Below are 19,868 nucleotides of genomic sequence, written 5' to 3'. Positions count from 1 at the left end.
GGTTCACTTATCAGCAGCCGCCCGGAACGGCGCAATCGTGATCCAGGCTCCCCCTTGGTCCGGGCGGCACCCCGAAGTTCCTTACACCCACACCGGGTTCGGGCATTCCTATGCCCGAACCCGGCCGATCAGAGACGGAGACACGGTGACCACCATCGACACCACGGCCATCACGGTCGAGCTGCCCGAGGCGTTCGACCCGCGCTGGAGCCGCCTGCCCGGCATCCAGGTCGACGGCCGGCGCATCACGATCGACCCGGCCGAGTACTTCTTCCGCTTCGAGTCGAGCACGTGGCTCGTCGCCGACTGGGAGCTGGTCAAGTCCCAGCTCCTGGAGGCGGACGAGACGACCGAGAGCACGGTCGAGCAGCTCGCGCTCGACTTCATCAAGCAGCACAGTGAGTCCACGTCCGACGCGGCCCGCGTCGTGGCCACCGCGGACGAGGTGTACGCGTACCTCTTCCGCGACGAGCACCTGGCCGGCCTCGGCCTGCCACAGATCACCGCCGACCACCTGCGGATGCTGCGCGAGGCCGCCACGCTCATGGCGCTCAACAAGGTCGAGCTGGACGGGCACATCTCCAACGTCGGCCCCTGCTGGTTCTTCCCCGCCGCCACCTCCGTCGTCTTCGACCTGGACGACGAGACGGGCGGGATGCTCGACGAGGTCTACCACGGCGGCTGGTTCAACGAGCACCGCCGGATCGAGTCCATCAAGGCCCACGCCGCGCTCGGCGGCCGGCTCGTGCACGGCTGCCAGTCCGTGCCGGACCAGTCCGGCGGCGTGGTCGCGCCCTACGGTGCCTCGATGGCGAACTTCCGTGACGACCTCGCCGCGTTCAAGGCGGGTTGGATCGAGCAGGTCTACGCCCACCGCGTGAACCCCGCCGCGTAACCCCACCCGATCAGGCTCCGGGGCGGGCCGGCATCCCTCGCCCGCCCCGGACGCCACCAGTCCGCCCCGGAGCCCCCACGTGACCACGAACCCCAGCGCCGAACTCCTCGACAACCTGCTCACCGCGACCGGCCAGACCACCGCCGTACGGGAGGAGGTGCGCGTGTGGTCCATGTCCGGCGTCGAGCGCGTGACCTTCCCCGACAGCTCCACGGCCATCTTCAAGTACGCCAAGAAGCCGTTCGACGGCGAGGACCAGGCCCTCCGCCTGGCCCGCACCCTCGGCGTTCCCGTCCCCCAGGTCCACGCCTCCGCCGTCCTGGACGGCTGGCTCGGCATGCTCATGGTGGACCTCGGACCGTCCGTCCGCGAGGCCGACGACCTCGACGGCGTCGCCGCGGCCGTGATCCTGCACGGCACCCGTACGGCTCCGCCCTTGCCCGTACTCGACCAGAACCGGCTGCGGACGCTGCCGGCCAGGGCGCTTGAGCATCTTGAACGGCTGCGCAAGGCCGATCGGTGGCAGGACGCCGACGACGTCGAGGACGCGCTCGACCGTATCGCCCAGGCCGCCGAGGCCCGCTCGGCCGGAGCAACGCTGGAACCGTTCGGCTGGGTGCACTCCGAGTTCCACCCCACCAGCCTCCACATCGGGGAGCGCGGCTGGTGGCTGCTCGACTTCGCCCGCGCCTTCACCGGCCCCGGCCTGCTCGACCTCGCCAGCTGGCACGGAACCATCGATCCCCCGCACCCCGTGCGCCTGCGCGTCTTCCTGGAGCAGTACGTCACCGCCGGCGGCACCCCCGACGCCCTCGCCCCGCGCGGCGGGCTCACCGCCGAACACTGGGCCCTGGGCTGGCACCGCATGTGGGCCGTCGAGTGGTTCATGGAACAGTCCATCCGCTGGATCAACGACCCGGCCACCGACCCCGCCTACATCAAGGCCGTCCGCCGCCACCTCACCGACGTCCTCCACCTCCTGGAGATCTGACGTGCTCGTCCAAGCATCCCCCTGGCACGCCCACGCCTTCCAGCGCACCGCCGCCGGACTCGCCGAACCCCTCTCCGTACCCGCCCGGATGGAATGGACCACGAGACCCGGCCAAGGTCCCGGGGCCGAGGTCCTCGGCCGCGACCTGCGCGGCAAGCGACTCCTGGAACTCGGCTGCGGCCCCGGCCACAACGCCGCCCACCTCGCCACCCGCCACGGCGCCCGCATCACCGGCGTCGACCTGGTCGGCCTCCAGGTCCGCCGCGCCCGCTCCCACTACGGACGGCTGAACAACCTCACCTTCGTCGCCGGCCACGCCCTGCACTACCTGCACGCCTCCGACGAGCAGTTCGACGCGATCTACTCCGTCTTCGGCGCCGTCGGCCTCGTCGCCCCCGAACTCCTGTTGCCGGCCATCGCGCAGCGCCTCACGCCCGGACGAGTGCTCGCCTTCTCCGTCCCCCACCCACAGCGTGGCGGCCGAAGCCCTTCGGGCGACGACCGGCCCCGCCGCGACTTCGTCACCCTCCCCGACCGCTCGCGGCTCCCCATCGCCCGATGGGAGTTCGATACCGACCGTTGGGAGGGGCACCTCAACCGGGCGGGCTTCTGGCTCACTTCGGCCCGGGAGTTCAACGACCCCCGCATGGGCCACTGGCCTACCACCCTGCTGATCCACGTCCGCAAGCTCTGACCAGCCACTCGCCCCGGATTCCCCGGAGGAACCGATGCGCCCGCCCTACCTGCTCCTCGACATCGACGGCGTCCTCATACCCTTCCCCGACGAGCACGGCTCGACCCTGGCCACGCACGCCCGCCACGACGTCGTCCCCGCCGGCCGCAGCGCCGACAACCCGGTCACCGTCTGGCTCAACCCCGACCACGGCCGCCTACTCATGAACGTCATCCGAACCGACCTGGTCACCCCCGTCTGGTGCACCAGCTGGCGACAGGACGCCACCACCCTCATCGGGCCCCTCCTCGGCCTTCCGACCCTGCCGTACATCGATCTCCCGCATCCGCAGATCACCACCAGCCACCCCAACGGCTATCTCTGGAAGCGCGACCACGTTAACGCCTGGCTCGGCGACGCCCCCGGCATCTGGATCGACGACGACTTCACCGACCTCGACCACGCCTGGGCGGAGGAACGCACCGCCTGCGGAACGGCGACCCTCCTCGTGCAGCCCGACCCACATTTCGGGCTGCAACCCGAGCACCTGACCGAGGTGACGGAGTGGGTCGCGCGGTTGCCCGCAGCCCGTGCCGCCTGACGACTGATGCTCTCGCTGCCACAGGCAGCGAGAGCATCAGGATCGCCGTCAGAAACTGATCGGAAGGCATCGTTTCCTCAGGGAACGAGTCGAGTGCCCGAGGGAGCACTCCGCTGTTCCTTCGGGGAACACGTCGCACGATGTCCTCTGCCAGTTGAGTCTGGCCGTTCGCCAAGTGATCTTGACGAGCTGCGGCTTTCTGTCACCCGATCTTGACCGGGATTGCCGTATATCTCACAGAGCTACTCCCCGAAGGGCACCCGGCCCCTACTGCTGCCCGGCTTCACATCGAAACCGGCACCCCCCGCCGACCATCAACCTCGACGAGGCTCTCGCCTTCTCCCGCGTCTTCGAGCTCCCTCTCGAAGAGCTCATGTCACCGCCTCTGGAAGGGCTCGACATCGCCAGCCGGCGGCTCATCCAAGAGGCCGTCGAGGCGTTCTACGAGACCCGCGACGCACGCGACCGTCTCCATCACGCCGTGGTCGCCATCGCCGACCACATCAAGGCCCATCCCGACAGCTCGCGGGCGATCCACGAGCGGTGCCTCCGCCTCATGGGCGACGAGCGGGACGCTCGCACCCTCAGCGGCGACATCGAGGACGGCGGCCACTACTGACAACCGACACGAAGGAGAGGCCACTTGGCCAACATCCAGAAGCGCCCCAACGGCAAATGGCGTGCTCGCTACCGCGACCTCGACGGCAAGGAGCACGCCCGCCACTTCGACCGCAAGATCGACGCCCAACGGTGGATCGACGAGGTCACGGCCAGCCTGGTCACCGGTCAGTACGTCGATCCGCGGTCGGCGAAGACGCCCCTTCAAGGAGTACGCGGAGGAATGGCGGGCCATCCAGCCCCACCGACCTTCCACGGCCAAGGCCGTGGCCCAGCACCTGCGCTGCTACGTCTACCCTGCCTGGGAAAAGCGGGCACTCGGCGCCATCAAGCCCGGCGACGTACAGAGCTGGGTCACCAGCCTGACCACCACGCACGGGCTGGCCGCCAGCACCTCACGGACGGTCTTCAACACGGTCAACGCCATCTTCCGGGCGGCCGTCCGTGACCGGATGATCCCTCACAACCCGTGCGCCGAGGCGAAACTGCCTTCGGTACCCCGGAAGAAGATTGTGCCGCTGGCCGTCGAGCAGATACGGACGCTGTCCGAGGAGATGCCCGCCCGATACAAGGGCCTCGTGCTGCTCGGCGCGGCCACCGGGCTCCGCCCCGGCGAGCTCTTCGGCCTCCAGCTCCGGCACGTGGACCTGCTGCACGCGACCGTCTCGGTCGAGCAGCAGATCCAGCAGACCGCCAAGCACGGCGTGTATGTCTGCCCGCCCAAGACCGCTCGCTCGCACCGCACGGTCCCCCTCCCCCGCATAGCGGTGGATGCGATGAAGGCCCACCTGCGGGACTTTCCCGCCGATGGGCCCGAGAGCTGGATCTTCACGGCGCCGCAAGGCGGACCCGTGGTCTACACGCACTTCATGGACGGGTCCTGGCGGCCCGGCTGCGCGAAGGCCGGCATACCGAAGGGCACCGGACCCCACGCCCTCCGGCACCACTACGCCAGCCTGCTGATCAAACACGGCGAGTCCGTGAAGACGGTCTCCGAGCGCCTCGGCCACACCAACGCGGCCATGACGCTGAACATCTACACCCACCTGTGGCCCGACTCCGAGGAGCGGACCCGGGCGGCGGTCGACAACGCGTACGCGGACCAGTCCCCCAATGCCCAGCAACAGGCCGGCGAAGCGGCGTAGCCGCTCCCCCGCGTGCCGGGCTCATCCAGTAAGCTGCGGACTCTACGCGGACCGCAAAGGCCGTCCGACCCACTCCGCCGCAGGTCAGGCGGCCTTTCACCGGACGTATTGGGCACTGAAGCGACCTGCAACGGGTCCGCTGACAGCAGGTAGCGGCCGTGCTGCTCGCACCAGGCCGACTACGCCTTCCACGTGCTCGCGTAGGCGCGTGTCTTTCGCACCGCACCGCCCTACTTGGGGATCGTCCCTACTCAGGACCGATTCACGCCCTGTGATCGCGCGGGCTCTGAGGCCGTGCCAGTCCCTCCCAGAACAAGCAGTCACGGGGGTGCTGCTTGGCAACCTGCGGGAGCACCGGATCAGCGACCTTGCCGCGTGTGGCCACGTCGTCGAGCGAGGCGATGACATCGAGAACCGAACGCGGCTCGAACTGTCCCGCCATCCGCTTCGCCTTGCTACGCACATTGTTTGGCGTAGGACCGGCGTCGAGAACCGAGTGATGCCACAGCCGGCCGTGGTGGGCGCACCGGTTGCGCAGGTAGACCAACGACCGCACGCGGTAGGCGAACCCTGCCTTCGCGACCCCGACGCTGGTCGCCACGGCATCGGAAAGAGCGCCGCCAGCTCCGCGCTCGATGGCCTTGGACAGCGTCCCGAACGACCACGCTTCAACGGCGGACCACACGGGCAGCTTGCTGTAGTCGACGCGGTCACCTTCGGTGCCCCTGTACCGAAGGATGTGGCGGTCCTTGCTCCGGTCGATGTCGCGCAGGCACGCCTCGACGGTCGGCTCAACGTTGCCGACGTCGGTGTAGAAGCTTTCCTCGAGGAAGCTGCCGTACGGACCGTGCACGTCGGCGATCACTCGGGCGACATGCGTGCGCAGCAGGAGTTCGACCCGTGCAAGGGGTTGGCTGAGCGCGGTGCGTAGCGCCTCATCGGCTTCGTAGATGCGGCGGATCTCAGCGAACGTCGTGCCGGGCGTAAACGCATCGTCGCCCATGTGGGGGGCTCGCTGGAAGTAGCGAGCGTAGCCGGAGAATCGGTAGTAGTTGTTCGAGCCAAAGAACGCCGCACAGACGTCCTCGTCGGGGATAACGAGGCCACGGCTGGCCAGGAGCGCGACTTGCTTCTCCACGGACAGGCTCGGCTTCACTCGCACCCCGGAAAGAAAGAGGCCCCTCCCATTTGAGCATCGTGGAGAGGCTTGGGAGGGGGTCGATTGCCACCATTATAGGCGATGCGCCGAGCCTCGCACCAGCCGCCGCCTTCGGGTCGACCGGCTACTTCTTCCCGACCGTCCCGCCGGTTCCCGCGGGGCGGACTCATACAGCACGTTGCGGACTCTGTGCGGACCGCAAAGGCCGCCCAACCCGCTCCGTCGCAGGTCAGACGGCCTTTCGCCGAACGTATTAGACGTTGAAGCGGAACTCCACCACGTCCCCGTCCTGCATGACGTACTCCTTGCCCTCCATGCGCGCCTTGCCCTTCGCGCGGGCCTCGGCCACCGAGCCCGTCTCCACCAGGTCGTCGAAGGAGATGACCTCCGCCTTGATGAAGCCCTTCTGGAAGTCGGTGTGGATGACGCCGGCCGCCTCGGGGGCCGTGGCGCCCTTCTTGATCGTCCAGGCGCGGGATTCCTTGGGGCCTGCGGTCAGGTACGTCTGGAGCCCCAGCGTGCGGAAGCCCACGTGGGCCAGGGTCGCGAGGCCCGGTTCCTCCTGGCCGACGGACTGGAGGAGCTCCAGCGCCTCCTCCTCGTCCAGCTCGGCGAGGTCCGCCTCCAGCTTGGCGTTGAGGAAGATCGCTTCGGCCGGGGCGACCAGGGCCCGCTGCTCGTTCTTGAAGTCGTCGTCGGTCAGCTCGTCCTCGTCGACGTTGAAGACGTAGAGGAACGGCTTGGTGGTGAGCAGGTGCAGGTCGTGCAGGAGCTCCTCGTTGCCGGAGCCCTGGACGATGCCCGCGGAGAACAGCGTGTCGCCCTTCTCCAGGATCTCCTTCGCCTCCTCGACGGCCTTCACCTTCGGCGCGATGTCCTTCTTGATGCGCGACTCCTTCTGGAGGCGCGGCAGGACCTTCTCGATGGTCTGCAGGTCCGCGAGGATCAGCTCGGTGTTGATCGTCTCGATGTCGTCCTTGGGCGAGACCTTGCCGTCCACGTGCACGACGTTCTCGTCCTTGAAGGCCCGGATGACCTGGCAGATCGCGTCGGACTCGCGGATGTTGGCGAGGAACTTGTTGCCGAGGCCCTCGCCCTCGGACGCGCCGCGCACGATGCCGGCGATGTCGACGAAGTCGACCGTGGCCGGAAGCACCCGCTGCGAGGAGAAGATCTCGGCCAGCTTGGTGAGGCGCGGGTCGGGGACGCCGACCACGCCGACGTTCGGCTCGATGGTGGCGAACGGGTAGTTGGCCGCCAGCACGTCGTTCTTGGTCAGGGCGTTGAACAGGGTCGACTTGCCGACATTCGGCAGACCGACGATTCCGATCGTGAGCGACACGTTGCGACTTCCCGTGAGTGGAGGGCCAGGGGCCGGGTTCCCGTGAGTGGAGGGCCAGGGGCCGGGTTCCCGTGAGTGGAGGGCCGGGGGACCGGCCGATCCACCAGTCTACGGCGTGTCCGGAACCGTCCCGGCGATGTATCGAACGCTTGGCCAAGCATCGGCCGACGGCGTGTCAGTCGGCCTATTCGGCATATTGAACGACCTAAGTTGGTGCGGTGGAGAAATACAGGACGCGATCTCCCGAGTACGGACCGCGACGGGACCGGCCCAGGCCGCCCCGCCAACCCGTGCCGTCCCAGGCGGGGCGGGGAGCGGGGGGTGAGCCCGTGCGTGCCGCACGGCCGCCCGGGCCGCGGCGCCGCCCGGCACCGGTACGGCGGCCCGCGGCCGTACCGTCACCCGCCGTCGCGGGGCTGCCGAACCCCCGGCTGACCGGGCTGGGCAGCGGGCTGTTCTGCACGGCGGTGATGTTCCTGCTGGGCGCGCTGTGCGCCGCGCTGTTCGGGGCGTCCCTGACGGCCTACGGCGTGCTGTTCCTGCCGGTGTGCGCGCTGACCGCCCTCTGGGTGCGCCGGGGGGACCTGATGACGGCTCCCGTGGTGGTGCCCATCGCGTTCGCCGCGGGGCTGCTCCCGGTGGCCGACGAGGAGGGAGGGACCGGCGGCACCCTGATGGGCCTGGTGACGGCGCTCGCCACGCAGGCGGGCTGGCTGTACGGAGGGACGCTGATCACCGGGCTGATCGTGATTGTCCGCCGGATCAGCTTGGTGCGCCGGCGGCGCCGTACGGCCGGTGCCCGGCCGCCCCTCTGACCCTGCCCAGGCGACGGACGACCGCGCCCGGCCGCCGGTCTCACCCCGCTCGGTTCGAGGCGGCCGGGCCCAGGGCCTGCCGATGCGCGTGCCACGCCCCGCGACGCCGGCATGATCCAAACGACAGGCCCTGAGGTCGTGTCCGCAAAGTCCCGCCTGCCGCGCGACGCCTGGCACGCCCTCCGGGCGGACGACGGGACTGTGCGGACACGACCTAGTGCTCCGCCGCCCGCATCGCCGCTCCGACGATCCCCGCGTTGTTCTGCAGCTGCGCCGGGACGATCTCGGCTCTGATGCCCTCGATGTAGGGCAGGAACTTGTGGGACTTGCGGCTGACCCCGCCGCCGAGGATGAACAGCTCCGGCGAGAACAGCATCTCGACATGGGCGAGGTACTTGGTCACGCGGTGCACGGCCCAGTGCTCCCACGTCATGTCGTGGTCCTCGCGCGCCTTGCTGGAGGCCCGCTTCTCCGCGTCGTGCCCGTCGAGCTCCAGGTGGCCCAGCTCGGTGTTGGCCACGAGGACGCCGTCGACGAAGACCGCGCTGCCGATGCCGGTGCCGAGGGTCAGCAGGATCACCGTGCCCCGGCGGTCGCGGCCGGCGCCGAAGTGCATCTCGGCGACGCCCGCCGCGTCCGCGTCGTTGACCACCGTCACCGGCAGCCCGCCCAGCCGCTCGCCGAGCAGGGCGCGGGCGTCGGTGTCGATCCAGCTGTCGTCGACGTTGGCCGCCGTGCGGATCGTGGCTCCGTCGGTGACCACACCCGGGAAGGTCACTCCGACCGGGCCCGTCCAGCCGAAGTGGTCGACGACCTGCTTGACGCCGTCGGCCACCGCGTCGGGCGTGGCCGGGTGGGGGGTGAGGACCTTGTGGCGCTCCTGCGCCAGGTCGCCCTTGTCCAGGTCCACCGGCGCACCCTTGATCCCGGATCCGCCGATGTCCACTCCGAAGATCTGCATGGCCCTACGTTACGACGAACGACTGACAGTCACAGGCCCGACGGCGATGCTGCCCGGCCCGTCCCCGATCACTCCCCGGAACTTTCACCGGTCCCGGCGCCGCCGCGCCCGGCGGCCAGGGCGGCGGCCTCCTCGCGCAGGTCGCGCCGCAGCTCCTTGGGCAGGGAGAACGTGATGGACTCCTCGGCCGCCTTGACGATCTCGACGTCCTCGAATCCACGCTGGGAGAGGTACTCCAGGACCTGCTCGACCAGGATCTCCGGGACGGAGGCTCCGGAGGTGACACCGACCGTGCTCACGCCCTCCAGCCAGGCCTCGTCGATCTCGTCGGCGAAGTCCACCAGGTACGCCTCACGGGCGCCCGCGATCTTGGCGACCTCGACGAGCCGCTTGGAGTTGGAGGAGTTGCGCGAGCCGACCACGATGACGAGGTCCGACTCGGCGCCCATCTGCTTCACGGCCAGCTGGCGGTTCTGCGTGGCGTAGCAGATGTCGTCGCTGGGCGGGGAGATGAGCTGCGGGAACTTGTCCTTCAGGGCGTCGACGGTCTCCATGGTCTCGTCGACGGACAGCGTGGTCTGGGAGAGCCAGACGACCTTGGAGGGGTCACGGACCTCGACCTTCGCCACATCGCCCGGCCCGTCGACGAGCTGGATGTGGTCGGGGGCCTCGCCGGAGGTGCCGATGACCTCCTCGTGGCCCTCGTGGCCGATCAGGAGGATGTCGTAGTCCTCGTTCGCGAAACGGACGGCTTCCTTGTGGACCTTGGTGACCAGGGGGCAGGTGGCGTCGATGGTGGCGAGCCTGCCGCGCTCGGCCTCCTCGTGGACGACGGGGGCCACGCCGTGCGCGGAGAACATGACGATGTTCCCCGGAGGCACTTCCTCCGTCTGCTCGACGAAGATGGCGCCCTTCTTCTCCAGGGTCTGCACGACGTACTTGTTGTGGACGATCTCGTGCCGGACGTACACCGGAGCGCCGTACTGCTCCAGGGCTTTCTCGACGGCGATCACGGCGCGGTCCACACCCGCGCAGTAGCCACGGGGGGCGGCGAGCAGGACACGGCGGCCAGGCGAAGCAGACATGCGTCCCATCGTAAGGCCGCGTTCGGCGGGTCGAAGATCCCGTCCGTGTGACGCTCCGGCGAAGACCCGCACGGCCCCCGCACGAGGGACGTGAGCGGTGTTGTCGGCGGTGCCCACTACCCTCGCGGGCATGGCTGTGAACACGACTCCGGAAGCACCGCTGCCCGTCGGTGAGGTGTCGCGGCTCATCGGGGGCTGGATCGACCGGCTCGGCGCGGTGTGGGTCGAGGGGCAGATCACGCAGTTGTCGCGGCGCCCGGGCGCCGGTGTGGTGTTCCTGACGCTGCGGGACCCCTCGTACGACATCTCCGTCAGCGTCACCTGCTACCGGCAGGTGTTCGACGCCGTCGCGGACGTGGTGAGCGAGGGTGCCCGGGTCGTCGTCCTCGCGAAGCCCGAGTGGTACGCCCCGCGGGGCCAGCTGTCGCTGCGGGCCGCCGAGATACGGCCCGTCGGGGTCGGTGAGCTGCTCGCGCGGCTGGAGCAGCTGAAGAAGGCCCTGGCGCGCGAGGGCCTGTTCGCGCCGGAGCGCAAGAAGCCGCTGCCGTTCCTGCCGCAGCTGATCGGACTGGTCTGCGGGCGGGCCTCGGCCGCCGAGCGGGACGTGCTGGAGAACGCCCGGCACCGCTGGCCCGCCGTGCGCTTCGAGGTGCGCAACGTGGCCGTGCAGGGCGTGCACGCCGTGCCGCAGGTCGTGCAGGCGGTCAAGGAGCTCGACGCGATCGACGACGTGGACGTGATCATCGTCGCGCGGGGCGGCGGCAGCGTGGAGGACCTGCTGCCGTTCTCCGACGAGCAGCTGATCCGTACGGTCGCGCAGTGCCGTACGCCGGTGGTGTCCGCCATCGGGCACGAGCCGGACAACCCGCTGCTGGACCAGGTCGCCGACCTGCGCGCGTCCACGCCGACCGACGCGGCCAAGAAGGTCGTGCCGGACGTCGGCGAGGAGCTGGAGCGGGTGCGGCTGCTGCGGGACCGGGCGCGGCGGTGCGTCGCGGCGCTGGTCGAGCGCGAGGAGCGCGGGCTGGCGCACGCGCTGGCGCGGCCGTCGATAGAGGACCCGCACCGGATGATCGACGTGCGGGCCGACCAGGTGGCGGACCTGCTCGACCGGGGCCGGCGGTGCCTGCGGCACCAGCTCGACCGGGCGGACTCGGAGCTGGCCCACACGCACGCGCGCGTGGTGGCCCTCTCCCCCGCCGCGACCCTGAAGCGCGGGTACGCCGTGCTGCAGAGGGCGGACGGGCACGCGGTCCGCGACCCGGGCGAGGTGACGTCCGGCGAGACCCTGCGGGCACGGGTCTCCGAGGGTGAGTTCTCCGTACGAGTGGACACATAGGGTGAGTGGATGACCAGCGAGGTTGACGAGACACCGGGCACGAGCGAGGCGCTCGGGTACGAGCAGGCGCGGGACGAACTGATCGAGGTCGTCCGGCGCCTGGAGGCGGGCGGTACGACGCTGGAGGAGTCCCTCGCGCTGTGGGAGCGGGGCGAGGAGCTGGCCAAGGTGTGCCGGCGCTGGCTGGACGGGGCCCGGGCGCGGCTGGACGCGGCGCTGGCGGAGGAGGCCGGGGAGGACGCGGACACGGAGTGAGCTGGGGCGTTCGGTTCGTGATGCAGGACACCCTCACGTTGGTTGAACGTTGAACTTCATGGGCGTACGGTCGAGGACGTCAGCCGGTCATCCGGATCGACAGTCGCGAGAAAGTGCATCCATGTCCCTCGTTCTTGACCCCGCAGCCCAGGACCTTCTGTTCCGTGAGGCCCGCAGCGCCAACACCTTCACCGACGAGCCGGTGACCGACGAGCAGGTGCAGGCGATCTACGACCTGGTCAAGTACGGTCCGACCGCCTTCAACCAGACCCCGCTGCGCATCACTCTGGTCCGCTCCCCCGAGGCCCGCGAGCGCCTGGTGGCGCACATGGCCGAGGGCAACCGGCCCAAGACCGCGAGCGCCCCGCTGGTGGCGATCCTCTCCGCGGACAACGAGTTCCACGAGGAGCTGCCGCACCTGTTCCCGGCCGCGCCGCAGATCAAGGACGTCTTCTTCACCGAGCGCCCGGTCCGCGAGAACGCCGCCGCGCTGAACGCCGCCCTCCAGGCCGCCTACTTCATCGTCGGTGTACGTGCCGCCGGTCTCGCCGCCGGCCCGATGACCGGCTTCGACTTCGAGGGTGTCCGCAAGGAGTTCCTGGACGACGACCACACCCCGCTGATGGTCGTCAACATCGGCCGCCCGGGCCCGGACGCCTGGCACCCGCGCTCCCCGCGCCTGGACTTCGACCAGGTCGTCACGACCGTCTGAGCCACCGCGACCCCATGAGGAGGGCCCCCGGCGACAGCGCCGGGGGCCCTCCTCATGCGCTCACTTCGTTTCCAGCGCCTCGGCCATCTTCGTCAGCTGCGCGAACGACGCGGTGCCCGTCACGACCGTCGTCGAGCCCTTGGCACCCTCCAGGACCAGGGCGTCGTAGCGGCCGCCCTCGTAACGGGTCCAGGTCTTCCCGTCGATCTCCTGGGTCCTGCCGGTCTCGTGAGCGCCCTGGGTCGCCTCGTCCAGGAAGACGGGGCGCCGCTGAGTGGACTGCTCGACCGCCACGTACTCCCCCTCGGGGTCGTGGAAGCCGAGGTGCCAGGCGTCGAACTCGTCGCCCCGGAAACGGACGGAGGTGGCCTTCCACGCGTCGGGCAGCCCCTGGGGCGCGGCCACCGGGTAGGAGGCGGCGCGGCGCGCTGTGAGCAGCTCGACCCGGTAGTCGACGGCCTTGACGTCGGGAGGGCTGTCGTCGTGCGGGATGAAGAGGTACACGAAGCCCGCCACCAGGATGATGATCCCCATCGAGAGGATCATGTCCCGCGCCGTCTTCTGCTTGCCGTTCTCGCGTGCCACGCCCCCTATCGTCGCAGGTCCCTGCGGCGCTCATCCGTGGGGGCCCCTGCTCAATTTGGCGACTCGGGGATAGAGTCGGGCGACAACACCCTCATCCGGCCGTCGCCGTACAGAAAGGTGCGCTCCGATGACCGAGCATCATCATTTGCCGTCCGAACTCGATGTGCCCTCCGAGGCCCCCGACCGCAACCTCGCCCTGGAGCTCGTCCGGGTCACCGAGGCGGCGGCCATGGCCGCGGGCCGTTGGGTCGGGCGGGGTGACAAGAACGGCGCCGACGGTGCCGCGGTGCGTGCCATGCGGACCCTCGTCTCCACCGTCTCGATGAACGGCGTCGTCGTCATCGGCGAGGGCGAGAAGGACGAAGCCCCGATGCTGTTCAACGGGGAGCGCGTGGGAGACGGGACCGGGCCCGAGTGCGACATCGCCGTCGACCCGATCGACGGCACCACGCTGACCGCGAAGGGCATGACGAACGCGATCGCGGTGCTGGCCGCCGCCGAGCGCGGGTCCATGTTCGACCCGTCCGCCGTCTTCTACATGGACAAGCTCGTCACCGGACCGGAGGCTGCCGACTTCGTCGACATCAACGCCCCGGTGGCGGTGAACATCCGCCGGGTCGCCAAGGCGAAGCGGTCCGCGCCGGAGGACGTGACGGTGGTGATCCTGGACCGGCCGCGGCACGAGGGCATCATCAAGGAGATCCGGGACACCGGTGCGCGCATCAAGCTGATCTCCGACGGCGACGTGGCCGGCTCGATCCTGGCGCTGCGGGAGGGCACCGGGGTCGATCTGCTGCTCGGCGTCGGCGGCACGCCCGAGGGCATCATCTCGGCGTGCGCGGTGAAGTGCCTGGGCGGCACGATCCAGGGCAAGCTGTGGCCCAAGGACGACGAGGAGCGGCAGCGGGCGATCGACGCGGGGCACGACCTCGACCGCGTGCTGACGACGGAGGACCTCGTCACCGGCGAGAACGTGTTCTTCGTGGCGACCGGCATCACGGACGGCGAGCTGCTGCGGGGGGTTCGCTACCGGGCGGAGACCGCGACGACCGACTCGATCGTGATGCGGTCGCGGTCGGGCACGGTGCGCAGGATCGATTCGGAGCACCGCCTGAGCAAGCTGCGGGCGTACAGCGCGATCGACTTCGACAAGGGCAAGTAGGGCTTCTCGGCCCGGGGGTGCGGGTCTGGCGCGGCCGCGGCACATGCGTGGCTTGTCGCGCAGTTCCCCGCGCCCCCGAAGACAGGCCGGCTGAACGAAAGGGCGTCCCCGGTGCGGTGGGGACGCCCTTTCGTACTGCTCGCCGTCAGCCGGCCGCGGCTATCGAGTCCGCCGGGCGGGCCGTCTTCTTCAGCTCCATCTCGCGGCGACGGCGCCGGGCCAGGACCACGCGGCGCTCCGCGGCGGTGAGCCCGCCCCAGACGCCGTAGGGCTCCGGCTGGAGCAGGGCGTGCTCCCGGCATTCGACCATCACGGGACAGCGGGCGCAGACCCGCTTCGCCGCTTCCTCCCGGGACAGCCTCGCGGCGGTCGGCTCCTTGGAGGGGGCGAAGAACAGGCCGGCCTCGTCACGCCGGCACACCGCCTCGGTGTGCCACGGGGCGTCCTGGTCCCTGTCTCGCGCTGGCACCCGCGGGGCCGGAACGGCAGCTACCTGCACGGACGAATGCGGCGGTTGCAGCACGGTCTACTCCTGACGACGGCTTCGCGAGCGAGAGACGATGCAGCAAGGCCTACCCGCTGTGCGCGCGCCTATGCACTGAGTTCCGAACGGCCGGATTCGGGGGATTCGCGACTGTCAATGCCCCAGGTGTTTGCGCAAACTCCGGTCGGCCTTGCGCTGCACCCGGTCCAGGATGTCCGCGACGACCTTGCCGCGCCTCGGCCGGGCTTCGACGCTGCCCAGCACGGCCCAGCCGTCCACGTAGACGATGGGGGCCTCCGGTTCGCCCGAGTCGAGCGTGGCCACCTCGAAGCTGCCGAGGACGCCGCCGCCCATGCCGCGCAGCGACACGTTCTCCGGGACGCGGATGTCGACGCTGCCGAAGATCGCGAACGACTTGACGACGACCTGCTGGTGATCGAAGAGGGCCTCGCTGAGGTCTATCTCGACACTGCCGAAGATCGCGTACGCGTGGATACGGCGGCCCGCGCGCCAGCGGCCCTTGCGGACGGCGCTGCTGAACACCGCGACCACGTTGTCGTCCGGGTCGATCGGGATGGCGCCGGCACTGGGGCGCCGGGGGGCCGCCGGGTGGACGGGGCCGGCGCCCTGGCGGTGGGCCGCGGGCAGGTCCCGTACGAAGACCTCCAGCTCGCCGACGGTCTTGGCGCGCAGCACCCCCTCGACGCGCTCGGCGTGCTCGTCCGCGGTGAGGCGGCCCTCGGCCAGGGCGTCGTGCAGGAGGTCGGCGATGCGGTCGCGCTCGGCGTCGGAGGCGCGCAGCTCGGAGGCGGCTGGGCTGCCCGGCTGCCGGGGATCCGGCTTCTGGAGTTCCTGCTTCTGAAGGTCCACGGCAGCAGCGTACCGAAACACGATAGATCGCGACACCCCTGGATCGCGGCCGAGCGTGACGAACTGAGCCTTACCTCACAAGCTCGCCGTCGGCGGCAGGTCCTACGCTGGTTGGCGCTCGCCAACGGAGGCGGGCCGCCGTCTGTCGAGTGAGGAATGGGCGAGATGCCTGAGTTCGCGTACACCGATCTGCTCCCCCAGGGAGAGGACACCACCCCGTACCGCCTGGTGACCTCCGAGGGTGTCTCCACGGTCGAGGGGCCGGACGGGCGGACCTTCCTGAAGGTGGAGCCGGAGGCGCTGCGCAAGCTCGCCGAGGAGGCCATCCACGACATCCAGCACTACCTGCGCCCGGCCCACCTCGCGCAGCTGCGCCGGATCATCGACGACCCCGAGGCCTCCGGCAACGACAAGTTCGTGGCGCTGGACCTGCTGAAGAACGCGAACATCGCGGCGGCGGGTGTGCTGCCCATGTGCCAGGACACCGGCACGGCGATCGTGATGGGCAAGCGCGGGCAGAACGTGCTCACGCAGGGCCGTGACGAGGAGGCCCTGAGCCGCGGCATCTACGACGCCTACCAGAACCTCAACCTGCGCTACTCGCAGATGGCCCCGCTCACCATGTGGGACGAGAAGAACACCGGCTCCAACCTCCCCGCGCAGATCGAGCTGTACGCGGCCGACGGCGGCGCCTACAAGTTCCTGTTCATGGCCAAGGGCGGCGGCTCGGCCAACAAGTCCTTCCTGTACCAGGAGACGAAGGCCGTCCTGAACGAGTCCTCCATGATGAAGTTCCTGGAGGAGAAGATCCGCTCGCTGGGCACGGCGGCCTGCCCGCCGTACCACCTGGCGATCGTGGTCGGCGGCACGTCCGCCGAGTACGCGCTGAAGACCGCCAAGTACGCCTCCGCGCACTACCTGGACGAGATCCCCGCCGAGGGCTCGGAGCTGGGTCACGGCTTCCGGGACAAGGAGCTGGAGCAGAAGGTCTTCGAGCTGACGCAGAAGATCGGCATCGGCGCTCAGTTCGGCGGCAAGTACTTCTGCCACGACGTGCGCGTGGTACGCCTGCCCCGGCACGGCGCGTCCTGCCCGGTGGCCATCGCGGTCTCCTGCTCCGCCGACCGCCAGGCCGTCGCGAAGATCACCGCCGAGGGCGTCTTCCTGGAGCAGCTGGAGACGGACCCGGCGCGGTTCCTGCCGGAGACGACCGACGAGCAGCTCGACGAGAGCGGCGACGTCGTGAAGATCGACCTGAACCAGCCGATGGAGACGATCCTCGCGGAACTCACCAAGTACCCGGTGAAGACCCGCCTGTCCCTGACCGGCCCGCTGGTCGTGGCGCGTGACATCGCGCACGCCAAGATCAAGGAGCGGCTGGACGCGGGCGAGGAGATGCCGCAGTACCTGAAGGACCACCCGGTGTACTACGCCGGTCCCGCGAAGACCCCCGAAGGTTACGCGTCGGGCTCCTTCGGCCCGACCACGGCCGGCCGGATGGACTCCTACGTGGAGCAGTTCCAGGCGGCGGGCGGCTCCAAGGTGATGCTGGCCAAGGGCAACCGCAGCAAGCAGGTCACCGACGCCTGCGACGCCCACGGCGGCTTCTACCTCGGCTCCATCGGCGGCCCGGCCGCGCGCCTGGCCCAGGACTGCATCAAGAAGGTCGAGGTCGTCGAGTACGAGGAGCTCGGCATGGAGGCCGTCTGGAAGATCGAGGTGGAGGACTTCCCGGCCTTCATCGTCGTCGACGACAAGGGCAACGACTTCTTCCAGGACCCGGCGCCCGCGCCGACCTTCACGTCCATTCCGGTACGGGGCCCCGGACTCGCCTGACGACGGCGGTGATGATTCGCCTCCACGGGGAACAGTGGTCGCGGCGCGGACGCTGTGACACGTGGAGGTGATCGTCGATGACCGACGAGCAGGACAGGACCGAGTACCGCACCGAGCACGACTCGATGGGCGAGGTGCGGGTGCCGGCGCACGCCAAGTGGCGGGCCCAGACCCAGCGGGCCGTGGAGAACTTCCCCGTCTCCGGGCAGCGCATCGAGCGCGCGCACATCGAGGCGCTGGCCCGGATCAAGGGCGCCGCGGCCAAGGTCAACGCCGAGCTGGGCGTCCTGGACAAGGACATCGCCCAGGCGATCCAGGAGGCGGCCGGGGAGGTCGCCGAGGGGACGTGGGACGAGCACTTCCCGGTCGACGTGTTCCAGACCGGGTCCGGCACCTCGTCCAACATGAACACCAACGAGGTCATCGCCACGCTGGCGAGCGAGCGGCTCGGCCGCGGCGTGCACCCCAACGACCACGTCAACGCCTCCCAGTCGTCCAACGACGTCTTCCCCTCCTCGATCCACATCGCCGCCACCGCCGCCGTGACGCGCGATCTGATCCCCGCGCTGGAGCACCTCGCCGCGTCCCTGGAGCGCAAGGCCGAGGAGTTCGCCGACGTCGTGAAGTCGGGGCGGACCCACCTGATGGACGCCACGCCCGTGACGCTGGGCCAGGAGTTCGGCGGGTACGCGGCCCAGGTGCGGTACGGCGTCGAGCGTCTCGAGGCCTCCCTGCCCCGGCTCGCCGAACTGCCCCTCGGCGGTACGGCCGTGGGCACCGGCATCAACACCCCGCCCGGCTTCGCCGCCGCCGTGATCGAGGAAGTGGCCCGTACGACGGGGCTGCCCCTCACCGAGGCACGCAACCACTTCGAGGCCCAGGGCGCCCGGGACGGCATCGTCGAGACCAGCGGGCAGCTGCGGACCGTCGCGGTGGGGCTGACGAAGATCGCCAACGATCTGCGCTGGATGTCCTCCGGGCCGCGCACCGGCCTCGCCGAGATCGCCCTGCCCGACCTCCAGCCCGGCTCGTCGATCATGCCGGGCAAGGTGAATCCGGTCGTCCCGGAGGCCGTGTTGATGGTCGCCGCCCAGGTCGTGGGCAACGACGCCACCGTCGCGACCGCCGGCGCCGCCGGGAACTTCGAGCTCAACGTGATGCTGCCCGTCATCGCCAAGAACGTGCTGGAGTCGGTCCGGCTCCTCACGAACGCGACGCGGCTGCTGGCCGACCGGACCGTCGACGGCATCACCGCGAACCGCGAACGGGCGCGGGAGTACGCCGAGTCCTCCCCCTCCGTCGTCACCCCGCTCAACAAGTACATCGGCTACGAGGAGGCCGCGAAGGTCGCCAAGAAGGCGCTGGCCGAGCGGAAGACGATCCGTCAGGTCGTGCTGGACGGCGGCTACGTGGAGCGCGGGGACCTGACCGCGGAGCAGCTCGACGAGGCGCTCGACGTCCTGCGGATGACGCACCCGTGACGCGAGGGCGCGTTCGTGTGCCCGGCGCGTGAACCGTGACACGCGCCGCAGCGTCGTATGCCTACGGCACCTAATATCTGTTCATGGCAGACGGTGAAGCGATGAGACGCATGGAAACGGGTGGTGCGGCAGGCTTCTGGGCGCCCGGGAGCCGGATTCTGTGGCGGTACCGGGAGAACGGCGGCACGCAGGTGCACATCGCGCGTCCCGTCACCGTCGTCCGGGACGACGCGGACGTGCTCGCCGTGTGGCTGGCGCCCGGCACGGAGTGCGTGAAGCCCGTTCTCGCCGACGGCACGCCCGTGCACCTGGAACCGCTGGAGTCGCGGTACACCAAGCCGCGGACCGTCCAGCGGGACCGGTGGTTCGGCACCGGCGTGCTGAAGCTGGCCCGCCCCGGCGAGCCCTGGTCGGTGTGGCTGTTCTGGGAGCCGGGCTGGCAGTTCAAGAACTGGTACGTGAACCTGGAGGAACCGCTGGCCCGTTGGACCGGTGGCGTCGACTCCGTCGACCATTTCCTGGACATCTCCGTCCATCCCGACCGCAGCTGGCACTGGCGCGACGAGGACGAGTTCGCCCAGGCCCGCCGGGACGGGCTGATGGACGACCAACAGGCGGAAAAGGTACAGGCGGCGGGACGGGACGCCGTGGAGGTGATCCGCGCCTGGGGCCCGCCCTTCTCCGAAGGCTGGCAGCACTGGCGCCCGGATCCGTCCTGGACGGTACCGTCACTGCCGGAGGACTGGGACCGAACGCCCGCGCATGTGTCCTCATGAGACCCTTGATGCGCCCCCGGGCAAGAAACGTAGGATCGTCCTCCGCAAGGGCGCGCGGCGGCAACTACCGGAGCACGCGCTGG

20 protein-coding genes and 1 pseudogene are annotated in these 19,868 nt (G+C 69.9%); 14 read left to right on the top strand and 7 right to left on the bottom strand.

Going from position 1 to position 19,868, the window contains the following annotated elements:
* Positions 1-145: 145 nt before the first annotated feature.
* From ACIQU3_RS03025 to ACIQU3_RS03000, 6 genes and pseudogenes are all read left to right on the top strand, one after another.
* Positions 146-895, top strand: a complete 750-nt coding sequence (locus ACIQU3_RS03025; protein ID WP_403923160.1) for a hypothetical protein — start codon at positions 146-148, stop codon at positions 893-895.
* Between the two features lie 79 nt (positions 896-974).
* Complete coding sequence (locus ACIQU3_RS03020; protein WP_403923158.1) at positions 975-1,886, top strand: aminoglycoside phosphotransferase family protein; 912 nt, start codon at positions 975-977, stop codon at positions 1,884-1,886.
* Position 1,887: 1 nt separating this feature from the next.
* Entirely contained in the window at positions 1,888-2,580 is a 693-nt protein-coding gene (locus ACIQU3_RS03015; protein WP_403923156.1) for a class I SAM-dependent methyltransferase, read from the top strand.
* 34 nt (positions 2,581-2,614) lie between these two features.
* The gene (locus ACIQU3_RS03010) at positions 2,615-3,160 is read left to right on the top strand and encodes an HAD domain-containing protein (protein WP_403923154.1); all 546 of its coding nucleotides are present in this window, start codon (positions 2,615-2,617) and stop codon (positions 3,158-3,160) included.
* 287 nt (positions 3,161-3,447) lie between these two features.
* Positions 3,448-3,779 (top strand): annotated as a pseudogene (locus ACIQU3_RS03005) (XRE family transcriptional regulator); the annotation flags it as partial.
* Positions 3,780-3,840: 61 nt separating this feature from the next.
* Positions 3,841-4,923 carry a tyrosine-type recombinase/integrase gene (locus ACIQU3_RS03000; RefSeq protein WP_403923152.1) on the top strand — a complete coding sequence of 361 codons (1,083 nt, stop codon included), beginning with the start codon at positions 3,841-3,843 and terminating at the stop codon, positions 4,921-4,923.
* Positions 4,924-5,185: 262 nt separating this feature from the next.
* On the opposite strand, the gene ACIQU3_RS02995 is transcribed toward ACIQU3_RS03000, so the two are convergent.
* Together ACIQU3_RS02995 and ychF are read right to left on the bottom strand one after the other, a co-directional pair.
* Positions 5,186-6,061, bottom strand: coding sequence for an Abi family protein (locus ACIQU3_RS02995; RefSeq protein ID WP_403923150.1), 876 nt, complete (start codon positions 6,059-6,061; stop codon positions 5,186-5,188).
* 274 nt (positions 6,062-6,335) lie between these two features.
* Entirely contained in the window at positions 6,336-7,424 is a 1,089-nt protein-coding gene (gene ychF / locus ACIQU3_RS02990) for a redox-regulated ATPase YchF (RefSeq protein WP_366712060.1), read from the bottom strand.
* A 218-nt stretch (positions 7,425-7,642) separates the two neighbouring features.
* On the opposite strand from ychF, the gene ACIQU3_RS02985 reads away from it, so the two are divergent.
* On the top strand, positions 7,643-8,239 hold the full coding sequence (locus tag ACIQU3_RS02985; protein ID WP_403725229.1) for a DUF6542 domain-containing protein: 597 nt from the start codon (positions 7,643-7,645) through the stop codon (positions 8,237-8,239).
* Positions 8,240-8,453: 214 nt separating this feature from the next.
* Here the strand turns inward: ACIQU3_RS02985 and ppgK are convergent, their stop codons facing one another.
* Positions 8,454-9,200 carry a polyphosphate--glucose phosphotransferase gene (gene ppgK / locus ACIQU3_RS02980; RefSeq protein ID WP_403725226.1) on the bottom strand — a complete coding sequence of 249 codons (747 nt, stop codon included), beginning with the start codon at positions 9,198-9,200 and terminating at the stop codon, positions 8,454-8,456.
* Between the two features lie 68 nt (positions 9,201-9,268).
* Positions 9,269-10,294, bottom strand: coding sequence for a 4-hydroxy-3-methylbut-2-enyl diphosphate reductase (locus ACIQU3_RS02975; protein WP_403725223.1), 1,026 nt, complete (start codon positions 10,292-10,294; stop codon positions 9,269-9,271).
* 121 nt (positions 10,295-10,415) lie between these two features.
* On the opposite strand from ACIQU3_RS02975, the gene xseA reads away from it, so the two are divergent.
* The 3 genes from xseA to ACIQU3_RS02960 all read left to right on the top strand — a co-directional run bounded on the left by xseA (position 10,416) and on the right by ACIQU3_RS02960 (position 12,591).
* The gene (gene xseA / locus ACIQU3_RS02970; protein WP_403725220.1) at positions 10,416-11,624 is read left to right on the top strand and encodes an exodeoxyribonuclease VII large subunit; all 1,209 of its coding nucleotides are present in this window, start codon (positions 10,416-10,418) and stop codon (positions 11,622-11,624) included.
* A gap of 9 nt (positions 11,625-11,633) precedes the next feature.
* Positions 11,634-11,879: an exodeoxyribonuclease VII small subunit gene (locus tag ACIQU3_RS02965; protein ID WP_403725217.1), complete on the top strand. Its 246-nt coding sequence runs from the start codon at positions 11,634-11,636 to the stop codon at positions 11,877-11,879.
* A 121-nt stretch (positions 11,880-12,000) separates the two neighbouring features.
* Positions 12,001-12,591: a malonic semialdehyde reductase gene (locus ACIQU3_RS02960; RefSeq protein WP_184559850.1), complete on the top strand. Its 591-nt coding sequence runs from the start codon at positions 12,001-12,003 to the stop codon at positions 12,589-12,591.
* A 60-nt stretch (positions 12,592-12,651) separates the two neighbouring features.
* On the opposite strand, the gene ACIQU3_RS02955 is transcribed toward ACIQU3_RS02960, so the two are convergent.
* Positions 12,652-13,176: a DUF4245 domain-containing protein gene (locus tag ACIQU3_RS02955; RefSeq protein WP_403725213.1), complete on the bottom strand. Its 525-nt coding sequence runs from the start codon at positions 13,174-13,176 to the stop codon at positions 12,652-12,654.
* 127 nt (positions 13,177-13,303) lie between these two features.
* Here ACIQU3_RS02955 and glpX point away from each other — a divergent pair, with 127 nt between their 5' ends.
* On the top strand, positions 13,304-14,338 hold the full coding sequence (gene glpX, locus ACIQU3_RS02950; RefSeq protein WP_403725210.1) for a class II fructose-bisphosphatase: 1,035 nt from the start codon (positions 13,304-13,306) through the stop codon (positions 14,336-14,338).
* Positions 14,339-14,483: 145 nt separating this feature from the next.
* On the opposite strand, the gene ACIQU3_RS02945 is transcribed toward glpX, so the two are convergent.
* Together ACIQU3_RS02945 and ACIQU3_RS02940 are read right to left on the bottom strand one after the other, a co-directional pair.
* Positions 14,484-14,861, bottom strand: coding sequence for a WhiB family transcriptional regulator (locus ACIQU3_RS02945; RefSeq protein WP_403725205.1), 378 nt, complete (start codon positions 14,859-14,861; stop codon positions 14,484-14,486).
* A 114-nt stretch (positions 14,862-14,975) separates the two neighbouring features.
* Positions 14,976-15,692, bottom strand: coding sequence for a DUF1707 domain-containing protein (locus ACIQU3_RS02940; RefSeq protein ID WP_403923148.1), 717 nt, complete (start codon positions 15,690-15,692; stop codon positions 14,976-14,978).
* Between the two features lie 165 nt (positions 15,693-15,857).
* Here ACIQU3_RS02940 and ACIQU3_RS02935 point away from each other — a divergent pair, with 165 nt between their 5' ends.
* From ACIQU3_RS02935 to ACIQU3_RS02925, 3 genes are all read left to right on the top strand, one after another.
* On the top strand, positions 15,858-17,528 hold the full coding sequence (locus ACIQU3_RS02935; RefSeq protein WP_403725198.1) for a fumarate hydratase: 1,671 nt from the start codon (positions 15,858-15,860) through the stop codon (positions 17,526-17,528).
* A 77-nt stretch (positions 17,529-17,605) separates the two neighbouring features.
* Entirely contained in the window at positions 17,606-19,009 is a 1,404-nt protein-coding gene (locus ACIQU3_RS02930; RefSeq protein WP_403725195.1) for a class II fumarate hydratase, read from the top strand.
* Between the two features lie 83 nt (positions 19,010-19,092).
* Positions 19,093-19,785, top strand: a complete 693-nt coding sequence (locus tag ACIQU3_RS02925) for a DUF402 domain-containing protein (RefSeq protein WP_403725192.1) — start codon at positions 19,093-19,095, stop codon at positions 19,783-19,785.
* The last annotated feature ends 83 nt before the right edge of the window (positions 19,786-19,868 follow it).

It is taken from the genome of Streptomyces sp. NPDC101110 (assembly GCF_044759525.1).
In the GTDB taxonomy this organism is placed as follows: domain Bacteria; phylum Actinomycetota; class Actinomycetes; order Streptomycetales; family Streptomycetaceae; genus Streptomyces.
This window is presented reverse-complemented; position numbering and strand designations above follow the sequence as displayed.